Below are 24,092 nucleotides of genomic sequence, written 5' to 3' on the forward strand. Positions count from 1 at the left end.
CACATCTGATCAAGGGGTATAGATGTCGTCGCGAGTCCAGGGCAACTCATGGCTGCCATCGGCGTGCGTCTTCACCGCCAGGATCTGGTGCAGGTTGATCCAGCCCTTGGCGAATGCGTAGGCGCATCCGGCCAGATAAAGGCGCCAGATCCGCAGCGCTTGCTCTGGCACTTCTTTGGCGGCGGCCGCGAGGTTGTCTTCCAGCCGCTCACTCCAATGATCGAGCGTGCGGGCGTAATGCATGCGCAGGCTTTCCACATCGACAATCTCCAACCCCGCTTCGCTGATCTGGGCGGAAATCATCGACAGGTGCGGCAGCTCGCCATTGGGGAACACATACTTCTCAATGAATTCACCCGCACCACGTCCGACCGGGCGACCGTCCGTGTGCTTGGCGGTGATGCCATGGTTCATCACCAAGCCACCCTCGCGAACCGCGCCGAAAAGGGTTTTGCAGTACTGCTGAAGATTGGCATGGCCAACGTGCTCGAACATGCCGACGCTCACCACTTTGTCGAAGCGACCGTCCTGGGGCAGGTCCCGATAGTCGAGCAACTGCAACTCCACCTGACCATCCAGGCCGTCAGCCGTGACCCGCTCCCGAGCCAGGGCCAGTTGCGCCTTGCTCAGGGTAATGCCAAAGACCCTAGCGCCGAACTCCCGCGCCGCGTAACGCGCCAACCCGCCCCAGCCGCAGCCCACATCCAGCAAGTAATCTCCCGGTTGCAGGCGCAGCTTGCGGCACAAATGGCGGAATTTGGCTTGTTGAGCCTGCTCAAGGGTTTCGCTACCGGTCTCAAAGTAAGCACAGGAATAGGCCATGTCGCTATCGAGCCAGAGCTGATAAAAGGCGTTGGAAAGGTCATAGTGGTAGGAAATCGCCTTGGCGTCGGCTTCCTTGTCATGAACCGAGCGTACCGGCAGGTAATCAACGTTTTCGGCCAGCAGGGCTTGGCTCCATTCATCGCAGACGCGGATGACTTCGTGGATCGATCCTTCGAGTTCCAGCTTGCCTTCTACAAACGCCGCTCCCAGTGAATTAAGGCTGGGATGGGTGAGTTGTGCGACCATCTGTGGGTCCTTGACCACGATCGTGACGCTGGGATCGGCACCCAGCGTAAATTCATGGCCGTCCCAAAGCCGCAGCCGAAGCGGTAAATGCAGATTCTGTAAGGCCGGTGGAAGTTGCGCGAGCATGAGATAGCCCCCCTTGTTTCAGACGTCTGAAATGAGGGTAGACCATCCTAGAAAAGTAGCAGCCTATGGAATTTATAGCCTTTTTCTATCGCGCCCTCCTCCCTCCCTTCTGAGGGTCATTTTCAGATCCCGGGGCGCGTTGACTGACTAAGGCCTAGCCACCAAAGACTGGCACCCTGAGCAACCCATTTGTTCCACGTGGAACTAAACTCAGCAAACCAACCCATCTCAATCCTGGCCCTTGACCGAGGTATTCGATAACGGACACATTACGCTCATAATTTTTCTCAAGCCGAGCGGGAGAAGAGCCATGAGCAACTACGACGTGATCATTCTGGGCGGTGGCCCCGGTGGGTATAACGCGGCGATTCGCGCCGGACAGTTGGGCTTGAAGGCCGCCTGTGTCGAGGGGCGCGCCACCTTGGGCGGCACCTGCCTGAACGTCGGTTGCATGCCTTCCAAAGCCTTACTCCACGCCTCGGAGCTCTACGAAGCAGCCATGGGAAAAGAGTTCGCCAGTCTGGGCATCGAAGTCAGCCCCACCCTCAACCTCGCTCAAATGATGAAGCAGAAGGACGAGAGCGTGGCGGGACTGACCAAGGGTATCGAATTCCTGTTTCGCAAAAACAAGGTCGAATGGGTCAAGGGCTGGGGCCACATCGACGGGCCCGGCAAAGTGACGGTCACCGGTGAAGACGGCGGCAAGACCACACTGAGCGCCAAGGACATCGTCATCGCCACCGGTTCCGAGCCCACTCCCCTGCCGGGTGTGGCGATCGATAACCAGCGCATCCTCGACTCCACCGGTGCATTGTCCTTGAGTGAAGTGCCGCGTCATCTGGTGGTGATCGGCGCGGGCGTCATCGGCCTCGAATTGGGTTCGGTCTGGCGGCGCCTGGGCGCTCAGGTCACGGTGGTGGAGTACCTCGATCGCGTCTGTCCTGGCGTGGATGGCGAGGCCGGCAAGACCTTGCAAAGGGCCCTGGCCAAACAAGGCATCCAGTTCAAACTGAGTTCCAAAGTCACAGGCGCCACTTCTTCGGCCAACGGCGTGCAATTGCAGGTTGAGCCCGCCACGGGTGGCGAGGCGCAGACCCTCGACGCGGATTATGTGCTGGTCGCCATTGGTCGTCGGCCGTACACCCAGGGGCTGGGGCTTGAGAACGTCGGCCTCAGCACCGACAAACGCGGCCTGCTCGCCAACAAGGGCCACCGCACCGAAGCGCCCGGCGTGTGGGTGATCGGCGACGTGACATCCGGCCCGATGCTGGCCCACAAGGCAGAAGACGAGGCCATGGCCTGCATCGAACAGATCGTCGGCAAGGCCGGCGAGGTCAACTATGACCTGATCCCCAACGTCATCTACACCCGCCCAGAACTGGCCAGCGTCGGCAAGACCGAGGAACAGCTCAAGGCTGAAGGCCGTGCCTACAAGGTCGGGAAGTTTCCGTTCACGGCCAACAGCCGGGCGAAGATCAATCACGAGACCGAAGGTTTCGCCAAAATACTGGCCGACGAACGGACCGATGAAATCCTCGGCGTACACCTGGTGGGGCCGAGCGTCAGCGAGATGATCGGGGAATACTGCGTCGCCATGGAGTTCAGTGCCTCAGCCCAGGACATCGCGCTGACCTGCCATCCGCACCCTACCCGCTCGGAAGCCTTGCGCCAGGCGGCGATGAATGTGGAAGGCATGGCGACACAGATGTAATGCGTGAGTTTATCCACAACACGCTGGGAGCAAGACTTGCTCCCAGCGTGCCTGGATGTACACACAAAGCTTAGCGAGCCGAAATTCGGGCCTTGCGCTGGCGAAGGTTGATCAATCCCAGCCCCAGCGCCACCACCAGCAGGACACCGGCTATTTGCAGCCAAACTTTGTAGGGCCGCAACGCCGAACGAATCGGCTCCAGGGCCTGGGTCACGTAGCGTTTGTCCGCGTTGCGAAAATCAGGATAAGGGCAGTGCCGGCCAAAATCCCACGCCCACTCCACGTAAGGGCCGTGCTGCACATAACGTTGATACAACGCGCGTTGCTCCGCCAAGCTGGAGTTGTAGCCCACCGCGGCACACAGTACCGCCGCAAACGCATGGCTGGTATGGGGCAGGTTATCGGCCGCCTGGCTCGCCAACGCCGTGGCGACAAAACGATAGTGATAACGCGCGTCCGGTTGCGCGGCGCTGGCCTGCTGGCGTTGCAACTCGCCTTCGCTGATCAGCGGTCCAACCTTCAGTTCAGCTGGCTCAAGGCTATAGTTGCCGCCAAAGATGGCGTAGTCCGGCGCCATCTCGTAACCGAGCAGTTCCATACCCTGGGTACGCGCGAACCAGGACGCATTGAAATACGCCTCGGCCCGTCGAGTGGGCCACCACTTGGACTCGGCCTCCTGACGCAACTGCCCATAAGCTCGAGCCTGGTTCTGTAGCTCGACGTTGTCGAAGTAGTCCGGCGCCTCATCGTAGCGTCCTTCTCGCAGCAGGCGACGCCCCAGCAGATTGCGCAGGTTCGCGGCCACCGGCAGTTGCACGTAATTGTCGCGATCCTGCTGGCTCAACGGCGGCACCGCCGGGACTTGAGCGTCGACGTATTGCTTGAGCTCGTCGACTGTCAGCACCCGCTCAGCGACCGTAGCGGCGTCATACCAATAAATGCTCTGGCTGCGGTAGAGCTGATCGAAGGCTTGAAGGTAATCGCCCCGTTGCAAGGCCAGGATCGCGCTTTCGCCTTCGACCCGACACTTGGGTTGCACCGACTCGTAATTCCAATCCGGAGTGCGTCGCTCGCCCCACGACTCGTCTTTGGGAAACGCCTGGGCAGCTTTGGCATAGGCCGCCGCAGCGGCGCCTTTGTCACCCTCGCGCACCGCCAGTTTGGCCCGCAGCCACCAAGCCAGGCCGCTATCCCCGGCCTTTTCCAGGAACGCCTTGGCGGCGGCATAATCGCCTTGCTGATAATTCACCGCCGCCAGACGGTCGGCATTATCGAGGCTGTCCCGGGTGCTGGCTTGCAGCAACATGACCAGCCGCTTCTCGCCGGCCGGTTGCTCACCGAATGACCAACCGATGCGGCTGAGCAACGAAGCGGTAAGCAGTTGCTGCACTGCTTTGCCTTTGAGCAGGCGCATCAACTGCTCGTCCGGCAGCTCGCTCAGGTCACCGACCAATTGTTTCAACGAACTGTAGCCGACCTCGGAGCCCAGCAGGTTCTGGCTGGCGTAGAGTTCAATGGCACTGTTCCAGTCATCACGGGTGTAGGCAACCCGGGCTTCTTCGCCGAGGCTGGCGACACCCAGCTCCAACGGGTCGCTGAAGCCACTGATGCTCAACTGACGAGCCTGACGGAACGCCTCTTGAGCCTGGTCCAGCAATACTGCCGGTTCACCGCTGCCCGCCTCGCTACTCATGGCGAACAAGGCTCGCCCCAGGGAATACGCAGCCCATGTGCTGCGCAACCGGCGCTCGTTCGCCGGCAACGCGAGTAACTGACGGAACGAATCGACCGCCAGCGCATGCTCGCCGGCGTTGAAGGCTGTCGCGCCGATCGCGTACAAGCGCAGTTCGGCAGGCAGATTTGCCGCTTCGGTGGTGACCTGTTGAACGTCGGTCAGCGCCCGCACACGCTCCACGACCGCTTGCTGCGGCGGGGTCAGGCCGAGCCGTTCGGCCTTGTTGCGCTGCTCGACGTAGGCAGGTAAATCACCGTAGCGCTGATCCGGGTTGGCCGTCGCATCGGTGGCTGGCTTGAGCCCGGCTATGGCGTGGCCGAGGCGACTGATCTCGAAACGAAAGCTGCCTTCGGGCAAATCCGCCAGCGATTGGCTGCGGTTATCCAGCAGGCGCATCGGGAAATCCGGTCCGCAGGCCAGCGCCTGACCCAACGGCAGGCTGAGGCTCAGGCAGAGCAGACGACTGGGCCACTTACGGGTGAACATTGAAACCTCCTTGGTCAATTTTCGTACAGCGCGCCCAGCCAATGGCACGCTGGGCGCCAGCGGCCAGGCGGCCTTCCTGAATGCGGGTGAAGGTAAGCAGTCCGGGCGTTTGTTGCAACGTGTACCCCGCCAGCGCATCAGCACCGTCGCACGCGCCAACCACCAGGGTCAGACGCTGGGGCCAGGGACTGTCGAGGTTGCCCTGATTAACCAACTCAATATCGTAAAGCCCGCCCTGTTCATGCACTCGCAAGGACAACCGACTGTCCAGGCGGTCTCCCCGCGCAACGGCACCGAGGGTGGTCAAACTCCAGGCGCGTCGGTCATCCGCCAGCGGCAGGCGAAACCAGATCAACCCGGCCAGATGTGTCGGTGGTTCGGCCCGCAGTTCTGCCACCAGCCCGGCCACTTGCTGCGGGTCGGCCAGCAGCTCACGACTCTCGCCGCCTTGATCGATCGGCACTTCACTTTCAACCACCGGCACACCACTCTCCTGAGCCAACAGCGCCATGCCGTAGGCTGGCAGGGCCAGATAGAACGGTCGCGTGGTGACACCACTCCAGCGTTCGGCCCAGTGCAGCGCCTGTTTCGGGTCGAACAGCCCCTGACGGGGATCACTCACCGCGTGGACCTGCAACACGCTGCTGTCCACCGTCCGCAGCAGCCCTGGCAACGCAGGGCTGTCGAGCCACGCCGGCAGTGCCGTGATGCTCAGCCCCAGCGTGGCGGGCAGGGTTTGCCGCAAACGGTTCAAAAATGCGCCATAGGCAGGCAGTCGTGCATTGCCGGCGTCGTGGTCGATCTCGATCCCTACTGGGGCCAGGCCTTGCGCTTGCCAGTCGCTCAGCAGTTGCTGGATCTGCGCGATCACATCGTCCTGATCCAGAAATCTGAGCTGACCGTCCAGGCGTATCACTGCGATCAGCGGTCGACCGTCAGCCTTGAGCAGTTGCGCATCGATCCGTGCGCGGCTCCAGCCGGCCTGGGGGAAGGCCTGCAAGGCAAGAATGCGCAGGCTGGAAAAATCCTTATGGCTTTGCCGCAGCGCCGGCGCGTGGGCCGGCGTCCACTGGCGCTGCCAGACATAGAGTTGGTAATCGAGAGCCGGGGGCGGGGACTGTTCACAGCCGATTAAAAGCAACGCGGCAAGGGTCAGCGATAGCCGGAAAAGAAACGCCATGGAATTTCAGCACCCAAAAAAGGCTGGCAGATTAACCCCTCCCGCGCCAGCCACAAATGAATTCATCCTCAGCACCTTGTCATTCAGGCTTACGCGCAATAATCACCTGACTCTTGGCCACCACCGCATCCAGCGCCTGCTTGATCTGCGCGCCGCGGGGCGAATTGAGCACCGCTTGCCAGGTGTCTGCCCAATGGTTGAGCAGCGGGTGATCGGCGTTGCTGAAATCGACTTTCGCTTCCCAGAACAACAGCATCCACATCGACCAGTAGAAACCGTACTGGCTGTGACTCAACACTTCCAGCCCGGCCTCGCTGACCATGGCCTTGAACTGCTCTTCGCTGATGATGCGAATGTGGTTGGGCTTCTGGAAATACTCCGGTGCGGCGATGTCCTTTTGCAGGTCTTCGGAGCTGGGGTGCGGCACGCTCAACAGGTACAGCGCGCCGGGCCGGCCGACCCGGACCAGCTCGGCGAGAAACTGCGCCGGGTCGTCGACATGCTCAATGACTTCCGTGGACACCACCCGGGTGACCGTCCCATCGGCAATGGGCAGCGGGTTGCAATCGGTCACATGGCATTCGACGTCACGTGCCGGAGTGTCGCTCAAGCGCTGGCGGGTGGCCTCGACCTTGGCCGCGTCGATATCGGCGATGATGATCTTCGCCCCGCGCATGCCACAAAAATGCACGTTGCCACCGTCGCCGCAACCAACGTCCAGCAATGTGTCCTCAGGCGCAACCGGGAAACCGCTGAACAGTTCTCCGGTTTGCTGATTGAACCAGCCGCTGAGCATCGCATCGTGCAGCCCGAGCATATAGGGATCGACCTTGTCGGCCGCTGGCGTTGCGGGCGCGGGCGTACCCGTGGTGAGTTTCTTCAAAAGGCTCAGCATGAAGGGGCTCCAGAGACGGGAAGGACGGGACGGGCGGCACGCAGGCGTTCAACCAGTTGAGCGCCGCGCTGGCGCATGGGCATTTCAATCATCCGGTAGTTGAGTTCGCTCAACAGCCCGATCAGCGTCAAGGCACAGGCAAGGGCCAACCAGGGATCACTCGCCACGTCCGGCGACCCCAGCGGGGCGAAACGAAACCACAGTTCGCGCAGCAGGAAAAACACCGGGATGTGGATCAGATAGATCCCGTAGGAGCGGCTGCCAACCCAGGTCAGCGCAGTTTTCAACGGGCTGCGGGGCAGCAGATAGTCCCGGTCATAGGAGGCCACCCAGACCAGCACGGCACTGAGCAGTGCGATGACTCCGAGACGGTAGAATGACAGATTGAAATGCTCGGTCGCGATCCAGGCCATCACGCTGCCTAGGCCTGCCATCAGCAACACACCCAGCCCGGGCCAACGTAGCCACTTGGGTTCGAACCGCCAATAATCGGGGCGCAAACTCCAGATCGACAGCAGCACGCCGAGGGCCAGGGCGTCTGTGCGGATGACCGAAAGCCATACCGCGCGCCAGGTGAAAAACTGCACCAGCACCACCGCCAGCAGCACCCAGACCAGATACCGGCGGGAGACGAACACCAGCAGCGGCAGAATCAAATAGAACTGCTCTTCCAGCGAGAGCGTCCAGTACACAAAGCTCGCACCATATTCATAGCGCATGAATGCATCGGCAAAACGCAGATTGGCGAATTGCAGAAAACCGGCCAGGGTCGCCTGTACATTCGCTTGCACACTGCCGAACGCGCCGGAGCGATTGAAAAACAACGCAGCCAGCAGCATCAGCAGCAACCAGAGCCACGCCGACGGCAGCAGGCGAAACGCCCGGCGAATCCAGAATTCCCGGACAGTGGCCCAGAACTGCCGAGAAGTGTCACAACCGCGCAGTTGCGGGATCAGACTGCGGCCAATGACAAAGCCCGATATTGCGAAGAACAGATCCACGCCCCACCACAGCTGGAAGCTACCGGAAAGAGCCGCCAGGCGCGGCCACCCACCGGGAAACGGCATGCCTTGTACGTGATGAAACAGCACACCCATCACCGCAACGGCGCGCAACAACTCGATGTCCATGATTCGCTTGCTGCTCATGCCGAACTCCGGGTCGCAGGATCGGGTTTGCGGGCAATGATGACCTGACTCTTGGGCATGAATTGATCAAGGACCTGCTTGATCGCCAAGCCATCGGGTTGTGTCAGCACGCCCTGCCAGAGGCTAGCCCAGCTCTCCATCAGTGGCGGATAAGGCGCCTGGATCCGGTCACGCACCGCCCCCTCGAGGGCTCGTCCGGCCGCGCGTTCGCTGGCCCAGAAAAAAATCATGCCCATGACCCAGAAAAAGCCGCTGGCCTGGCGATGCTCGATGACCAGCCCCGCGTCCTCCACCAATGCAGCGAATCGTTCGGCACTGAAAATCTGCACGTGGTTGGGAGACTGGAAGTAACCCGGCGGTGCGATGCCCTGCTGTAAATGCTCGCCCACCGGGGCCGGCACGCTGAGCAGGTACTGCGCCCCTGGCCGGCCCATGCGCACCAGTTCGGCCATGAACGGCTCGGGTTGGTCGACGTGCTCGAGCACTTCCATGCACACAATTTTGCTCGCGCAGCCATCGGCCAGCGGCAACGGCAGGCTGTTGCTGACCAGGCTCAGAAACGGCGCGCGGGTCTGGGCCTCGACCTGGCGGGCCAGGTTTCGCACCTTGTCGTATTCGCTGTCGGTAAAAATCACTGAAGCGCCTTGGCGCACTGCAAACAAGGTCGCCACGCCCTCCCCGCAACCAACATCCAACAAGGTGTCCTGGGCGGTGATAGCGAAGCCTTTGAGCAACTCGCCGCTGTCGTTGAGAAACCAGCCGTCGAGCATTGCGTCGTAGAGGCCCACGTCACGGGGCGACACGGCGCCAGTCGATGGCGGCGCCTCGGGCACGGCGGGCGGCCTGAGCCACGCCAGCAACCGCCCGATCATGGCTGCTGCGCGTTCCGGCGACGCTCCAATACCTGTTCAAAAAACACCCGCAGACGCTGCTCGGCCATGGCCTGGCTGCAGAACGTTTCCAGACTGCTCACGGCATGGGCCGACATGCAGCGATAACGCTCGGGGTCGTTTTTGGCCACGTCATAGCTGGCGCGATAGGCCGAGCACAGCGAGTCCCAATCGGTGACATAACGCAGGGTACGAAACGCTGCACGGGGGTCATGGGGCCAGGCAGTCAGCTCCTCGGTGCACTCGACGACAAAGGCATTGTCGTGGTCGATGTAATCGGCCATCGCCGTGTTCAAGGGTGCAATCGCCGGCCGGCCGCAGGACATGAACTCCATCAGCGGCAAACACTGGCCTTCGCCGTAGGAGCTGTTGACCACGTAGCGAGTGGCCTCCACCAACCGCTCGTAGTCCGCATCCGCCAGATAACCGTGAATCAGCACGATGCGGCAGCGGTATGACTGGTTCTTGTAGACATGGTGCAGCATGTCGTTGAGTGCAGCGGTGACGTCGTGGTGGGTCAGCTTGAGTACCAGCGTTGCGTCAGGAACGTCGCGGAACGTCGCGCAAAATGCGCTGATCATGTCCTTCCAGTTCTTGCGTCCATCGTAAGGGTTGAAGACCGACGTATACACCACTCCGTCCAGAAGCAGCTCGCAATCCTGGGCCGGAGCATCAAAAACCAGCGCCGTACCGGCCTGGTGCGCTGGCGGGCCGTAGGGCCGCAGGTCGACGGTGCGGCTGTCGATCAACAGCCCGCGCAACTGCAGTCGCATGTGATCGACCGTAGGTCTCTGGGCCAGCATCGCACCGCGCGCGTAAAACCGGTCCCATACCGGAGCTGCAATGGCGACGATGGGGAAGTCCGCCCCCATTACCTCGCGCACGGCGTGGACGGTGAAGCTGGAATGGGTAATCGCCATACCGGTCGCGCCAAGGACCACCCGCCAGTCGTGCCGCGGCTCACCCTGCCAGCTTTCGGTCGGGATGGTGCTGAACTCCCAGGCGAAGACGGGAATCGTCGGGCAGGCGTAGTGGGCATCTGTGCGATGGGGCGGGGAAAAGGACAGGAAGACACAATCCTCGCCGCGCCCAAGGCAATCGGCATATAGCTGATCGACTTCTTCTTCCGGCCGGGTCACTTCAACGACCTGCCCCAGCCGCTCCAGCACCGGGCGAAACTCCTTGAGCACGAAGTAATAGCTGTATTCGGGTTTGCCGAGGTTCGCCAGAATATTGCTCTGATTGGTTTCCGAATAGACGATGATCAGCATGATGTGGAACCCACCTGGGCCAGCAGCGGCGCTTTCTCGGCACGGCCTTGCGGGGCCAGGAAATCCACCAGGCGCTGCTGCACGGGGGCAAAACCGCAATAGCGACGCATGCGCTCATTCGCCGCCACCGCCATGGCCTGGTAGGCCTGCGGCTGATGCTGGGCCATGGCGTAGCTCTGCTGGTAAGCCAGTTTCAGCGAGCCCCAGTCGGGTCGATGGCGCAGGGTGCGGTACAAAATGCGCGAATCTTCCGGCCAGATGGTGGGTTCATGGCTGGATTTGACGATAAAGGCCACCTCGGTATCGATGTAGTCACGCATCGCCGTGTGGTCCGGCGCGATGACCGGGCGCGCGCAAGACATGAACTCCATCAGCGGCAGGCACAAACCTTCACAACGGGAAACATTGACGTAAAAACTCGCCGCGCCATACAAGCGGGCGAATTGTTCGTCTTCCAGATAGCCATGCATCACCACTACCCGACAGCTGAACGGCGATAGCTGAGACAGCAGCGTGAGCAACTCGACGTAGTAGGTCGACAGATCGTTCTGGGTCATTTTCAGCACCAGCGTGGCGTCCTCGACGTCCCGCAGCGCCCAACAAAATGCCGTGATCAAGTGATGCCAGTTCTTGCGACCGTCATCGGGATTGAACACGCTGACATACACCACCCCGCTGACTTCGGTTTCCACCACCTGATGGGTATCGGGCAGAACCGCCTGGGGATGTTCCGGTGGTGCAGGCTCTGGAGCGGGCTCGACAACATCGGGCAACGGCGGCGCCGGCCCTCTCAAAACCCTGCTCATCGACACGCGCACTGGCACAGGCACCAGGTCGCGGACCGCTTCTCGATACCAGCTCAGCAGGTTGTGCCTGGACAGCCACAGAGCACCCTGCTCGGGCTTACCGGTGAAAGCACGGAGGATTTCACGCAGATAATGACGGGAAATGAATGCGCGCCGTCGCCAGGTCAGGGGCGGCGGCTCGATGATCGGTTCCGGTTCCGGTAGTGGCTCGGGTTTTTCTTCCAGGAGTGGTGCAATCAAGCCATCGGCCGAAAGGCCAAGGGGGCGGCTGTCAATGATGCAGCCTTTGATCTGCAAGACGGTACCCGGGTTGACCGGTGCAATGGGGTATTGCTCACGGACTGCGGCGAAGCGTTCCCACAGTGGAGTGGGCAAGACCAGCACCGGGAAGTCTTCGCCCAACGTACGACGGATCGCCTCGGCCGTGTGGCTGGACAGGGTAATCACCCGGCCATGGCGCGCCAGCGTGCGGCTCCAGTCATGGCGCAGGTCGTCATCCCAGTGCTCGGCCGGGATCGAGTCGAACTCCCAGGCCACCACGCAGACCATGGGGCACGACAGATCGACGGGCGTCTTGTGGGGGGGTGAAAACGAGAGGAACAGACAGTCCTGCCCCGCCTGCTGCAACGTTTGATAGAGCGGATCGACCTCGGCGACCGATGACACCACATGCACCCGGCCCAGGCTTTCCAGCACGGGGCGATAAGCCTTGAGCACGAAGTAATAACTGTACTCAGGGCGGCCGAGGCTCTGGCTGATGGAGTGGTCGTTTACGTCCGAGTAAAGAATGAAATTCATGGCATCCCATCATGGAGCGGCCATCCCGGCGACTCCACCTCATGACGGTCGACTCACGAACCGGCCCGGCCAGGAGGCCGTTGCTCATCGATTGTCTGCGTACCCGTCTCGTTCTTGTTTTTAGTGGCCCTTGCCCCGTGGCTCGAATTGAAATCGACATCGCTAGGGATCGTGACAAGGGGCATTCTAACCACATCCGCCAAGGGTTCGTGAACAGCCGGATGAGAATAAACCGTCTATAAATATGAGAACTGGCCGGTCACGATTTACATGGTTGAAATTGCTTCGAAATTGGCACAGATTGGCAACCAAACAACTACAACAAACGCTTCATCTGGGCTGACTTTCAATTGGGTTTCTCCGAACTTACGGAAATATCCTACTCAGATCCGCACCAGACGAAGTTTGCATCGAGAGGGCTGGTGCTTGAAAAAACGTCTGTTCGTTACAGGCCTTAGCGGTTTCGTAGGACGCCACATCAAATCTCGCCTGGATGCCCCCGATTCCACTTGGCAGGTGATGCCCGTCCCTACCCGTTATGACCTGACAGACGGTAGATCCCTGGAAGGTCTCTGGCCGCAGATCCCCGATGCCGTGATTCACCTGGCGGGCCAGACATTCGTTCCCGAAGCCTTTCGCGATCCGGCCCGCACCCTGCAAATCAACCTGCTTGGCACCTTGAATCTTCTCCAGGCCCTCAAGGCCCGAGGGTTCACCGGAACATTTCTGTATGTCAGCTCCGGTGATGTGTATGGCCAGGTCAACGAAACCCAGCTCCCCATTACCGAATTGCACCCCCCTGCTCCGCGCAACCCCTATGCCGTAAGCAAGCTGTCAGCCGAACTGCTGAGCCTGCAATGGGGCATGAGCGAAGGCTGGTCGGTGCTGGTGGCCCGCCCTTTCAACCATATCGGCACCGGTCAGAAAGACAGCTTCGTCATTGCCAGCGCGGCCCGGCAGATCAGCCGCATCAAGCTGGGCCTGCAATCGGCCCAACTGCAAGTGGGCGATATCGATGTCACCCGCGACTTTCTTGACGTAGGCGATGTGATTGCAGCCTACCTGGCACTGCTGGACCACGGCGTGCCGGGGCAGACCTACAACATCTGCTCGGGTCACGAGCAAAGCATTCGCAGCCTGATCGAACAATTGGGCGACATCGCCCAGGTCGATGTGCAACTGATCCAGGACCCCGCGCGTCTTCGCCGCGCAGAACAGCGTCGCGTCTGCGGTAGCCCTGCCAAGCTACGCCAGGCCACAGGATGGACGCCTGAAACAACAACACAACAATCCTTGCGGGCGATCCTGTCCGACTGGGAGATACGGGTACAACAAGAATGAAAAGTGCATTGATCACAGGGATCACCGGCCAGGACGGCGCGTATCTGGCCAAGTTACTGCTCGACAAGGGTTATAAAGTCCATGGTCTGGTAGCCCGGCGAAGCAGCGATTCGCGCTGGCGGCTACGCGAGACCGGGATCGAAAACGACATCGTATACCTGGACGGCGACATGGCCGACGCCTGCTCGGTACAGCGGGCCGTGATCAAGTCAGCGCCAGACGAGGTGTACAACCTGGCTGCGCAGAGTTTCGTCGCCGCTTCCTGGGACCAACCGGTGACCACTGGCATCGTCGATGGCCTCGGGGTGACCCACCTGCTTGAAGGCATTCGCCAGTTCAGCCCTCAAACCCGTTTCTACCAGGCGTCCACCAGCGAAATGTTTGGCCTTATCCAGGCCGAGCAGCAGGATGAGCACACGCCGTTCTACCCACGCAGCCCCTATGGCGTGGCGAAACTGTACGGCCACTGGATCACCGTCAACTACCGCGAAAGCTTCGGCCTACACGCCAGCAGCGGCATTCTTTTCAACCACGAATCGCCCCTGCGCGGCATCGAATTCGTGACGCGCAAGGTCACCGACGCCGCTGCCCGCATCAAGCAAGGCAAACAGCAGGAGTTACGCCTGGGTAATATCGACACCAAGCGCGACTGGGGCTTTGCCGGCGATTATGTCGAAGCCATGTGGCTGATGTTGCAACAGGACAAACCCGACGACTACGTGGTTGCAACAGGCGTGACCACCACTGTGCGCGAGATGTGCAGGATAGCCTTCGAGCATGTGGGCCTGGACTACCGTGACTTCGTGAAGATCGACCCGGCGTTTTTCCGCCCGGCTGAGGTGGACGTGTTGCTCGGCAACCCAGCCAAGGCCCAACGGGTTCTTGGTTGGAAACCCAGGACCGACCTCGACACCCTGATCCGCATGATGATGGATGCGGACATGAAGCGCGTCGCCAAGGAGTAGGCCATGCTGATTCCCATGATTCTCTCCGGCGGTGCCGGAACGAGGTTGTGGCCGATGTCCCGCGAGGGCCATCCCAAACCCTTCATGATCCTGCCCGACGGCCAGTCGCTGCTGGGCAAGACCTACCGGCGCGCCGCCGGGTTGTTCGACGGTCGCGGTGACATCGTTACCGTGACCAATCGCGAATACTATTTCCAGAGCCGCGACCACTACCAAAGCGCCCATCTGGCACGCCATCGCGGCCATTTCGTACTTGAACCGACAGGCCGCAACACCGCGCCGGCCATCGCCACGGCGACGCTCGCGGTGCAAGCCCTGCACGGTGACGACGCCATCCTGATGGTGATGCCCGCAGACCACCTGATCCAGAATGAGGCGGCCTTCAAGGCTAGCGTGGAGCATGCCACGCAACTGGCCAAAAGCGGTTACCTGGTGACCTTCGGTGTACTGCCCACGACACCGGAAACCGGCTTCGGCTATATAGAACGGGGCAAACCCCTGGATACCCAAGGCGCTGCCAAGGTCGTGCGCTTCGTCGAAAAACCCGACCTGCAAACCGCAACACACTATCTGGAAAGCGGCCGTTTCCTGTGGAACTCGGGCATGTTCTGTTTTTCAGTCAAAACCCTGTTGGCGGAATTGCAGAACCACGCCCCGGCGTTGCTGGAACAGGCTCGCGCCTGCATAGCCGCGAGCACGGCCGTAGAGACATCAGGTTGCGTGCAACAGGAACTGTCCGCCGCGCATTTTTCCGAAATGCCGGACATCTCCATCGACTACGCCTTGATGGAGCGCTCCAGCAATGTGGTGGTGGTCCCTGCCGCATTCGACTGGAGCGACATCGGCTCATGGAGTGCCGTCGCCGATCTGGTGCCCGCCGATGCACAGAACAACCGCGTCAGTGGTGAGGCGTTGTTCATCGACAGCCAGAACAACTATGTCCAGAGTGAGGGACGGTTGGTGGCCGCGCTGGGTGTGGAAAACCTGATCATCATCGACACCCCCGACGCCATCCTGGTCGCCCATTCCGACCGAGCCCAGGATGTACGCCGCGTCGCGCGCCAGCTCAAGGACAAGGAACACGAATCCTATCGCCTGCACCGCACGGTCAGCCGTCCATGGGGCAGCTACACCGTGCTGGAACAAGGCCCGCGCTTCAAGATCAAGCGCATCGTGGTCAAGCCAGGTGCGGCGCTGTCCCTGCAAATGCATCATCACCGCAACGAACATTGGGTGGTCGTGGAAGGCATGGCCAAGGTCACCAACAATGGCTCTGAAGCTCATCTGGTGGCCAAGAACGAATCGACATTCATCCCCGCAGGGCACCGCCATCGGCTGGAGAACCCCGGCGTCATCGATCTGGTGATCATCGAAGTCCAGAGTGGTGAGTACCTGGGTGAAGATGACATCGTGCGCTTCGAGGATCACTACGGCAGGGCCGTCTGATGTTGCTGACCTTGCACCGTGCGCTGTGGAGCTACCGCGGTTTTGTCCTCGGCAGCGTCAAGCGCGAATTCCAGGCGCGCTATCGCAATTCTTTGTTCGGCGCGTTGTGGACCGTGCTCAACCCGCTGTCGATGATCCTCGTCTACACCGTGATTTTTTCCCACATCATGCGTGCCCGCCTGCCGGGGGTGGACGATGGCATGGCCTACAGCGTCTACCTCTGCGCCGGGCTGCTGACTTGGGGGCTGTTCGCCGAGATCACCACACGCAGCCAGGGCATGTTCCTGGAAAATGCCAATCTGCTGAAGAAAATCAGCTTTCCCAGGATCTGTCTGCCGGTGATTGTGCTGTTCAACGCCGGGATCAACTTCGCGATCATCCTCGGGCTGTTTCTCGGTTTCCTGTTGATCACCGGCCGCTGGCCGGGGATGACGTTACTGGCGCTGGTGCCCTTGCTGGCCCTGCAAGTGATGTTCGCCGCCGGGCTGGGCATGTTGCTGGGGATTCTCAATGTGTTCTTTCGCGATGTTGGGCAACTGTTCGGCATTTGCCTGCAATTCTGGTTCTGGCTAACGCCCATTGTTTACCCGATGACCATCCTTCCACCGTCGATCCAGCAACTACTGGCCCTCAACCCCATGACAGCGCTGATGCAGAGTTACCAGAATCTGTTTCTGTACAACCAGTGGCCGGTCTGGAGTTCGCTGACACCGCTGTTGGTCATCGGCCTACTGATGTGCGTCACCGGTTTGCGGATGTTTCGACGCCGCGGCGGTGAAATGGTGGATGAACTCTGATGGGGCATTTACGCGTCAGTGGCCTGGGCAAGGCCTACAAGCAGTATCCAAACCGCTGGAGCCGGTTGTTCGAATGGCTGATTCCTTTTTCCCGCCCGCGTCACCAATTGCACTGGGTCCTGCAGGGCGTCGACTTCGAGATCCAGCCCGGTGAAGCCGTCGGCATCGTCGGGGTCAACGGCGCGGGCAAAAGCACCTTGCTCAAAATGATCACCGGCACCACCCAACCCACCTGCGGCCACATTCAATTGCGTGGCCGCGTCGCGGCGTTGCTGGAGCTGGGCATGGGGTTCCACCCGGACTTCACCGGCCGCCAGAACGCTTTCATGGCCGGGCAGTTGCTGGGCATGCAAGTGGAGGAAATCGAAGCTTTGATGCCGCAGATCGAAGGTTTTGCCGAAATCGGCGCGGCCATCGACCAGCCAGTACGCACCTATTCCAGTGGCATGCAAATGCGCCTGGCCTTCAGCGTCGCCACGGCCCGCCGCCCGGATATCCTGATCGTCGATGAAGCTCTCTCTGTGGGTGACGCCTACTTCCAGCATAAAAGCTTTGAGCGCATCCGCAGTTTTCGCAAGGCCGGTACGACGCTGCTGATCGTGTCCCACGATCGCTCGGCGATTCAGTCGATCTGCGACACCGCCATCCTGCTGGAGCACGGGCGCATGGCCATGCGCGGCAAGCCGGAAGAGGTGATGGATTATTACAACGCGATGCTGGCCCAGCGCGAGGGTCAGATCGTCCGCCAGGAAATGCTCGCCAACGGCCAGGTACGTACCATCTCCGGCACCGGGGAGGCCGGCATTGTTGATGTTCAGCTGTTGAACAGTCAGGGCCAGCCGGTGGAAGTGGCTGAAATCGGCCAACCGATGGTCTTGCAGGTCCGGGTCGAGATCCGCCAGGACATCGAGCGGCTGGTGCTGGGCTTCCTGATCAAGGACCGCCTCGGTCAGCCCATGTACGGCATCAACACCCATCGCCAGGATAAAGCCGTGACGGACCTCAAGGCCGGCGAACTCATCACCTTCCGTTTCAGTTTTGACATGCGCCTGGGCAAGGGCAATTACTCCGTCGCGCTGAGCCTGTCCCGACTGGATTCGCATCTGGACCGCAACTTCGAATGGCGCGACTACGGGCTGGTGTTTCACGTCATCAACAATCGCCAGGAAGATTTCGTCGGCTGTTCGTGGCTCCAGGCCCGCACCAGCATCCAGCGCGCGGCTTTACCCACGGCCGAAGCACTGACGCAAAAGGAACTGCCATGACTCGCCTACTAGTGGAATGCACCTACGTGTATGAACACCCGCAAGCCAACTCCGGGATTCAGCGGGTCGTGCGCAACGTCATCCGTGAATTGCCGGCCAAAGACCGGGACCGCGAGTGCATTCCGGTGGTGATGCTGCAAGGTAAGCTGTACGAAGTAAAAAGTCTGGCGCCACTGCCCTCCAAGGGGTTGGACCTGGCCAGCTTGCGCGTGCGCCTGGAGCAATTTGCCAACCTGTTCTGGCTCAGGCACCGCACCCTGGAGCGGCGGCGCCCTTTCAGCCAGTCACGGTGGGCCCGTCTCATGCTCTACCTCGGTTGTCGGCTATTCGCCTTGGGCTTTCTGAGCATTCCGATTCGCGTGCTCGATCGTCTCCTCAAGCATCAGCACCTCCCGGCGCGCAGCGTGCCTCTGCAACACCGCCCCGGCGACCAACTGGTGCTGCTGGACTCTTCCTGGCACGCCGATTTCTTTCCTTTGGCCGAACAGCTCAAGCGCGATGGCGTCGGGATCGTCTCGGTGATCTACGACCTGATCCCCCTGACCCACCCGCAGTTCTGCGACGCCGGCCTGGTCAAGGTGTTCAATCATTGGTTCGACTGGATTGCCCGCACCGCGGACGGCTACATCGCGATCTCCAGCACCATCCGCGACCAGGTTCGCCAGGAGATGGAACGACGCGTGGGCCAACAGCAGGTGAGTGAACGCTGGTTCGACTATTTCCACCTGGGCAGCGAACTGGATTTGGTGGACACCTCCAGCGCTATCAACAGCAAACTGCTGCAATTATTCACGCAGCCTGACCCGGTGTTCCTGATGGTCAGCACCATCGAGCCGCGAAAAAACCATGCCTACCTGCTGGATGCGTTCGAACGCGCCTGGGCCGCCGGCTCCCAGGCGCGGTTGTGCATCGTCGGGAAAATCGGCTGGAAATGCGAGGCTCTGATCGAACGTATCCGGCGCCACCCGCAACTCAACAGCCGCCTGTTCATGTTCAATGATCTCTCGGACCACAGCCTGGAACACGCCTACCAGAACGCTACAGCGCTGGTATTCCCGTCCTACGTGGAAGGCTTCGGCCTGCCTTTGGTGGAGGCCATGCAACGCGGCTTACCAGCGATGGGCAGTGACATCGAAGTGTTTCGGGAAATCGGTGGAGAATTCATGGCTTATTTCGACCTGTATGACCCCCAGAGCCTGGCGGACCTGGTCATGGACATGGAACACAGCGGCGTGTTTCCGGCCAGTCGCCACTTGGATCAATGGCAATGGCTGAGCTGGCGACAGGCCAGCGCGCAACTGGTGGAGCGCATCGAACGCCATCGGGATGCCGCGCTCATCGACAGAGAAGCAGCATGCGGATAGCGCTGAACGCCCGAATTCTCCAGGCGCCACGTACTGGCATCGGCCACTACGTGGCGGAACTGGCCACTGCCCTGGCCGAGGAGCCGGACGTGCACCTATCGCTGTTCCACGGTTGGGGCTGGAGCGCCCAGTTACCGCAAGCAGCCACACCAGGTTATTCGAGGCTTTCACCTTTGCTGCGACAAGTACCGGGGGCCTATCGGGCGCGGCGCTGGCTGGAGCAGAAACGCTTCGACCAGGGCCGTTCACGCGCCATCGACCTGTATCACGAACCGAGTTTGTGGCCCCTGGCCTTCGAAGGGCCGACGGTGATGACGCTGCATGACCTGACGCACCTGCGCTACCCCGAGACGCAACCACCGGCACGACTGAGGGAAATCGAGCGTCGGCTCAGCCGTGCGGTAGAGCAGTCGCAGCTGATTCTGACGGACTCGCAGTTCATCGCCGATGAAGCCCGAGAACATTTCGGCCTTTGCGCGGAACGCTTGAGAGTCGCCCCGCTGGGGGCTGCGGCACGTTTCCATCCGCGCGAACCCGAAGCCATCGATGGGGTCCTCAAAGCCCATGGGTTGGAAGCAGGCCGATATTTTCTATGTGTCGGCACCCTGGAGCCACGCAAGAACCTGTCGCTGGCTCTGCGCGCCCACGCCAGGCTGCCCGAATCCGTCCGTCAGACTTTCCCTTTGCTCATCGTAGGAATGAGCGGATGGCAGCGTGCACAACTCAGCGACGAGTTGAAAAATGCCCTGGCCGGAGGTCATGTTTGTCTCGCGGGCTACTTGCCCGACGAACAGGTAGCCCAGCTATTGGCAGGGGCACGTGCACTGATCTTTCCGTCGCTCTATGAAGGTTTTGGCCTGCCGGTACTCGAAGCCATGGCCAGCGGCACCCCGGTGATCACCACGCGCTGCTCGGCGATGCCGGAAGTGGCCGGGGCGGCCGGCAACTATTGCGAGCCCGACGATCCCCAAGGCATGCGCGAAGCCATGGACCGGTTGATCGAAGATCGCCTGCATTGGCAGGCATGTCGTGAAGCAGGGTTGCAACAAGCGGCGCTTTTTTCCTGGCAACGGTGCGCCAAGGTGACGGCCCAAACGTATCGCCAGGTTCTGGGAGGTTGAATGCGAGTCCTGCACTTTTACAAAACCTATCTGCCGGACTCCATGGGCGGCATTGAACAGGTTATTTTCCAGCTGTGCGACAGCAGTGACCGATTGGGTATCGATAACACCGTGCTGACGCTGAGCAACGATCCGGCGCCGGGTCCGATCACCATCCGACAGCATAAGGTTCATCAGGCCCGGATGGACTTCCAACTGGCCTCCACCGGATTTTCCTACAGCGTTTTCAAGAAATTCCGCGAGCTGGCGGCCGAAGCGGACGTGATCAATTACCACTTCCCCTGGCCATTCATGGACCTGGTGCATTTTTGCAGCGCGGTGAAAAAACCCTACGTCGTCACTTATCATTCGGACATTATTCGCCAACGGCATCTGCTGAAGCTGTATCGCCCGCTGATGCGACGCTTCTTGAACGGCGCGGATCGTATCGTCGCAGCGTCGCCTAACTATGTGCACACCAGCGATGTGCTCAAGGAGTACCGCGATAAAACCCAGGTCATCACCTACGGTTTGAACAAAGCCAGTTATCCACAGCCTGACGCGGAGCGCATCGCGCAGTGGAAGGCGAAACTGGGCGAGCGCTTCTTTCTGTTCGTGGGGGTGATGCGTTACTACAAGGGCCTGCACATTCTCCTCGACGCCCTTAAAGGTGTGGATTATCCAGTGGTCATCGTCGGTGCCGGCCCGCTGGAGAAAGAACTGCATGCCCAGGCTCAGGCGCTGGGCCTGCGCAACCTGCATTTCCTTGGACGTCTGGGAGATGAAGACAAAGTCGCGTTACTGGAACTGAGCTACGCCATCGTGTTCCCTTCGCACCTGCGCTCCGAAGCCTTCGGCATTTCTCTGCTCGAAGGCGCGATGTTCGGCAAACCGATGATCTCCAGCGAAATCGGCACCGGCACCAGCTACATCAATATCCACAATGAAACCGGCCTGGTGGTGCCACCGAGCAATCCCGAAGCTTTCCGGGAGGCAATGCGCACCCTGTGGGAAAACCCGACACAAGCCCGTGAAATGGGCATCAGGGCCGAAGAACGTTACCGGCAGTTGTTCACCTCTGAGGAGATGGGCCGAAAATGGCTGCAACTGTACGAGACGTTGCTGGAGCAAAGGGCGCTTTCCTTCGCGTAACACCCGTCAATGAGGCGAGCGGATAAATCCCCTCGCCTCAAGGTTGCTTAACGCATTTTCAGGCCTGCTTTTGCAAACCGGCAGCCGTACGCGGCATGCCGACGAACCCGGGCAAGGCCTCGATCCGCCCCAGCCATGCACGTACGTGGGGGTAGTCCTCCAGCGACACGTTGCCCTCCGGGGCATGGGCGATGTAACTGTAGCCGGCGACATCGGCAATCGTCGCAGCGTCACCCACCAGAAACCTGCTGTCGCTCAAATGTTGATCAATGACTTTCAGCAAGCTATGGGAGCGGGTGATCGCATCTTCTGCGTTGTAGGGCGCGCCGAATACCGTGATCAGCCGAGCAGTGGCCGGCCCCGCATGGAGCGGCCCCGCTGCCACCGACAACCAGCGCTGCACCCGGGCGGCGCCGACCGGATCCGTTGGCAGCCAGCGGCCCTTGCCATATTTGTGCGCCAGGTACACCAGGATGGCGTTGGAATCGGCCAGCACCATACCGTCATCGTCAATGACCGGCACTTGGCCAAAGGCATTAATTGCCAGGAAATCTGCCTGTTTGTGGGCGCCTTTAGCCAGGTCGACGAAAATCACCTCGACGGGCAGCTCAAGCAAGGAAAGCATTAGTTGTACGCGATGTGCGTGGCCGGAAAGCGGGAAGTGATAAAGCTTGATGGGATTCATGGTCGACTCCGCTGCAAATGACGCCATCAGCAGAACGGCGTCGATGGGGTCATCTTCCGCTTGAACTCAGGACTAGAGAATCCCCCGAATATGCAATCCATTGTTTCAAGTGGCGAAACAATGTCTCAGCCTTTCAACGCCGGATGCTCGCGCAATGCACGGACGGTAAAGTCAACAAAACTGCGTACTCGCGCTGGCGCTTTGCGTCCACCTTGGTACACCACATGGATCGGCAGGGGCGGCAGTTCGAAGTCAGCCAGAACGATCTCCAGTTCACCGTTGGCAACGTTGCCCATCACCTGATAAGACAAGACCCGAGTCAACCCCAACCCCTGACAGGCCGCCGTGATTGCAGCCTGGTTGGCCGTGACTACCAGTCTCGGCGCGGGCCGCACAGAGAGCGGTTGCCCTGCGTCGATGAACGTCCAGTTTCTGATCTGACCGGTGGCCGATGAGGCGACCACCGGCATGTGCTCCAGGTCCTGCGGGTGTGCGGGTCGGCCATGGCGAGCGAAGAGCTCAGGGGAACCGCAAACCACCCGTCGCACTTCACCCACACGCACGGCGTGCTGGCTGCTGTCGGGCAACTCGCCAATGCGTATGGCAATGTCTATGCCCTCCTCGACCATGCTGACGATACGGTCCAGCAATAAGGCATTGATGCCCACCTCGGGGAATTGCTGCAGGTAATCGACCAGCACCGGCGTGACAAACAACTGACCAAACAGCACCGGAGCGGTAATCGTCAATTGCCCGCGGGGCTGGGCGTGACTGCCGACCGCTGAATCCTCGGCTTCCTGCAAGTCAGCCAGAATTCGGCGGCAGTCCTCAAGAAAGCGCTGGCCCGCTTCGCTCAGGTAGACGTTGCGGGTGGTGCGCACCAACAAAGGCGTACCGATGCGCTGCTCCAACGCCGCCACGGCGCGTGTGACGCTGGCCGCCGACAGGCCCAGGCGTCGCGCAGCCGCCGAGAAACCGGAGTCTTGGGCAACGGCGACAAAAACCTGCATTTCCTGAAACCTGTCCATTCATCCCCCAACGAAAAGCCTTGATACAAGTTGGCTGCGCACCTCAAATCAGCGCCGTATCGCCATTGTAGGGGTCCGTGCCAGCGAACCACAGCGCAACGCGATCGGGCATCGGCACATCGACCCGGTCAATTGCGACTATGCTTGGTACCATCGAGCATACTTTCATGACAACTTAATGACTCGAACCATGACGTAGGTCTTGTGGACGCGGGCTTACTCGCAAGCCCGTGTCCACAAGTTGCGTGCCTCACTGGCGTCCATCGGAAGGCCCCTTTTTGTGAATGTTTTTTACCGCGGCTTCACCCACCCCCTCGCCCCGCTCATCGCCCTGGCCGGATGCGCATTAATCATCCCCATGAGCCTGCGCCTCTCGCTAGGATGGTCCGATCCGCTGGGCTATCTGTCTGACCTGGGCATGGGCGGGTTGCTGATCGTGCTGCTTTACCGTCGTCCCTGGTGGGTGGCATTACCCATTTTGCTGGTCTGGAGCATGCTGACGCTGGCCAGCATCGAACTGGTCAGTGCTGTCGGGCGCATGCCCACCCCATCGGACCTGCATTACCTGACCGACCCGCAATTCGTCGAAAACTCCACCAGCGGCGGCTTCGCCCATCCCTGGCTCGCAGCGATTCAGTTGGCAGCGGTGGCGGTCTGGCTGATTGTCCAATGGCCCCGCCGGTTGTATATGGCACCTCGCTTGCCGCGCCACGCCTGGGCGCTGCCGATAGTGCTCTTACTGAGCCACAGTCTGGTGCAATCCTGGCGACCCAGTGAGGCAGACCAATGGAACCTGTTCAATCTTCCCCACCAACTCGTCACGGCGGCCCGT

At 60.6% G+C, this 24,092-nt stretch carries 19 protein-coding genes and 1 pseudogene; 10 read left to right on the forward strand and 10 right to left on the reverse strand.

The features are described from left to right. Window positions 1-9: 9 nt before the first annotated feature. The gene (gene cfaB, locus HU811_RS06500) at window positions 10-1,197 is read right to left on the reverse strand and encodes a C17 cyclopropane fatty acid synthase CfaB (protein ID WP_092399559.1); all 1,188 of its coding nucleotides are present in this window, start codon (window positions 1,195-1,197) and stop codon (window positions 10-12) included. Window positions 1,198-1,507: 310 nt separating this feature from the next. Here cfaB and lpdA point away from each other — a divergent pair, with 310 nt between their 5' ends. Then, window positions 1,508-2,908, forward strand: coding sequence for a dihydrolipoyl dehydrogenase (lpdA, locus tag HU811_RS06505; protein WP_186654752.1), 1,401 nt, complete (start codon window positions 1,508-1,510; stop codon window positions 2,906-2,908). Window positions 2,909-2,978: 70 nt separating this feature from the next. On the opposite strand, the gene HU811_RS06510 is transcribed toward lpdA, so the two are convergent. From HU811_RS06510 to HU811_RS06540, 7 genes are all read right to left on the reverse strand, one after another. After that, on the reverse strand, window positions 2,979-5,129 hold the full coding sequence (locus HU811_RS06510) for a hypothetical protein (protein ID WP_186654754.1): 2,151 nt from the start codon (window positions 5,127-5,129) through the stop codon (window positions 2,979-2,981). After that, window positions 5,116-6,309 (reverse strand): DUF3142 domain-containing protein, encoded by a 1,194-nt coding sequence (locus HU811_RS06515; protein WP_186654756.1) that lies wholly within the window; start codon window positions 6,307-6,309, stop codon window positions 5,116-5,118. Before HU811_RS06515 ends, HU811_RS06510 begins: the two co-directional genes overlap by 14 nt. A gap of 79 nt (window positions 6,310-6,388) precedes the next feature. Beyond that, the gene (locus HU811_RS06520; RefSeq protein ID WP_092457819.1) at window positions 6,389-7,204 is read right to left on the reverse strand and encodes a class I SAM-dependent methyltransferase; all 816 of its coding nucleotides are present in this window, start codon (window positions 7,202-7,204) and stop codon (window positions 6,389-6,391) included. Beyond that, the gene (locus HU811_RS06525) at window positions 7,198-8,352 is read right to left on the reverse strand and encodes an acyltransferase family protein (RefSeq protein WP_186654759.1); all 1,155 of its coding nucleotides are present in this window, start codon (window positions 8,350-8,352) and stop codon (window positions 7,198-7,200) included. The genes HU811_RS06520 and HU811_RS06525 overlap by 7 nt, the downstream gene beginning before the upstream one ends. Next, window positions 8,349-9,224, reverse strand: coding sequence for a class I SAM-dependent methyltransferase (locus HU811_RS06530; RefSeq protein ID WP_186654761.1), 876 nt, complete (start codon window positions 9,222-9,224; stop codon window positions 8,349-8,351). Before HU811_RS06530 ends, HU811_RS06525 begins: the two co-directional genes overlap by 4 nt. Then, window positions 9,221-10,513 (reverse strand): glycosyltransferase, encoded by a 1,293-nt coding sequence (locus HU811_RS06535; protein WP_186654764.1) that lies wholly within the window; start codon window positions 10,511-10,513, stop codon window positions 9,221-9,223. The genes HU811_RS06530 and HU811_RS06535 overlap by 4 nt, the downstream gene beginning before the upstream one ends. Continuing rightward, complete coding sequence (locus HU811_RS06540) at window positions 10,507-12,117, reverse strand: glycosyltransferase (protein ID WP_186654766.1); 1,611 nt, start codon at window positions 12,115-12,117, stop codon at window positions 10,507-10,509. Before HU811_RS06540 ends, HU811_RS06535 begins: the two co-directional genes overlap by 7 nt. Before the next feature lie 426 nt (window positions 12,118-12,543). Between HU811_RS06540 and HU811_RS06545 the strand changes: the two genes are divergently transcribed. The 8 genes from HU811_RS06545 to HU811_RS06580 are packed head-to-tail and all read left to right on the forward strand — an operon-like array spanning window position 12,544 to window position 21,547. Further along, the gene (locus HU811_RS06545; protein WP_186654769.1) at window positions 12,544-13,458 is read left to right on the forward strand and encodes a GDP-mannose 4,6-dehydratase; all 915 of its coding nucleotides are present in this window, start codon (window positions 12,544-12,546) and stop codon (window positions 13,456-13,458) included. After that, window positions 13,455-14,423 (forward strand): GDP-mannose 4,6-dehydratase, encoded by a 969-nt coding sequence (gmd, locus tag HU811_RS06550; protein ID WP_186654770.1) that lies wholly within the window; start codon window positions 13,455-13,457, stop codon window positions 14,421-14,423. The genes HU811_RS06545 and gmd overlap by 4 nt, the downstream gene beginning before the upstream one ends. A 3-nt stretch (window positions 14,424-14,426) precedes the next feature. Then, window positions 14,427-15,869 (forward strand): mannose-1-phosphate guanylyltransferase/mannose-6-phosphate isomerase, encoded by a 1,443-nt coding sequence (locus HU811_RS06555; RefSeq protein WP_186654771.1) that lies wholly within the window; start codon window positions 14,427-14,429, stop codon window positions 15,867-15,869. Next, the gene (locus tag HU811_RS06560) at window positions 15,869-16,666 is read left to right on the forward strand and encodes an ABC transporter permease (RefSeq protein WP_186654773.1); all 798 of its coding nucleotides are present in this window, start codon (window positions 15,869-15,871) and stop codon (window positions 16,664-16,666) included. Before HU811_RS06555 ends, HU811_RS06560 begins: the two co-directional genes overlap by 1 nt. Continuing rightward, a complete protein-coding gene (locus HU811_RS06565) occupies window positions 16,666-17,931 on the forward strand; it encodes an ABC transporter ATP-binding protein (protein ID WP_186654775.1) in 1,266 nt (421 codons plus the stop codon). The genes HU811_RS06560 and HU811_RS06565 overlap by 1 nt, the downstream gene beginning before the upstream one ends. Beyond that, the gene (locus tag HU811_RS06570; RefSeq protein WP_186654777.1) at window positions 17,928-19,295 is read left to right on the forward strand and encodes a glycosyltransferase family 4 protein; all 1,368 of its coding nucleotides are present in this window, start codon (window positions 17,928-17,930) and stop codon (window positions 19,293-19,295) included. Before HU811_RS06565 ends, HU811_RS06570 begins: the two co-directional genes overlap by 4 nt. After that, window positions 19,286-20,416: a glycosyltransferase family 4 protein gene (locus HU811_RS06575; protein WP_186654779.1), complete on the forward strand. Its 1,131-nt coding sequence runs from the start codon at window positions 19,286-19,288 to the stop codon at window positions 20,414-20,416. The genes HU811_RS06570 and HU811_RS06575 overlap by 10 nt, the downstream gene beginning before the upstream one ends. Beyond that, window positions 20,417-21,547 carry a glycosyltransferase family 4 protein gene (locus tag HU811_RS06580; RefSeq protein ID WP_186654780.1) on the forward strand — a complete coding sequence of 377 codons (1,131 nt, stop codon included), beginning with the start codon at window positions 20,417-20,419 and terminating at the stop codon, window positions 21,545-21,547. It abuts the gene before it with no gap. A gap of 58 nt (window positions 21,548-21,605) precedes the next feature. Here the strand turns inward: HU811_RS06580 and HU811_RS06585 are convergent, their stop codons facing one another. Both HU811_RS06585 and HU811_RS06590 read right to left on the reverse strand, forming a co-directional pair. Beyond that, on the reverse strand, window positions 21,606-22,232 hold the full coding sequence (locus HU811_RS06585) for a glutathione S-transferase family protein (protein WP_186654782.1): 627 nt from the start codon (window positions 22,230-22,232) through the stop codon (window positions 21,606-21,608). Window positions 22,233-22,357: 125 nt separating this feature from the next. After that, window positions 22,358-23,260, reverse strand: a complete 903-nt coding sequence (locus tag HU811_RS06590) for a LysR family transcriptional regulator (protein WP_186654784.1) — start codon at window positions 23,258-23,260, stop codon at window positions 22,358-22,360. Between the two features lie 280 nt (window positions 23,261-23,540). On the opposite strand from HU811_RS06590, the pseudogene HU811_RS06595 reads away from it, so the two are divergent. Further along, window positions 23,541-24,092 (forward strand): annotated as a pseudogene (locus tag HU811_RS06595) (LTA synthase family protein); the annotation flags it as partial.

This window comes from Pseudomonas tehranensis (assembly GCF_014268615.1).
GTDB lineage: Bacteria > Pseudomonadota > Gammaproteobacteria > Pseudomonadales > Pseudomonadaceae > Aquipseudomonas > Aquipseudomonas tehranensis.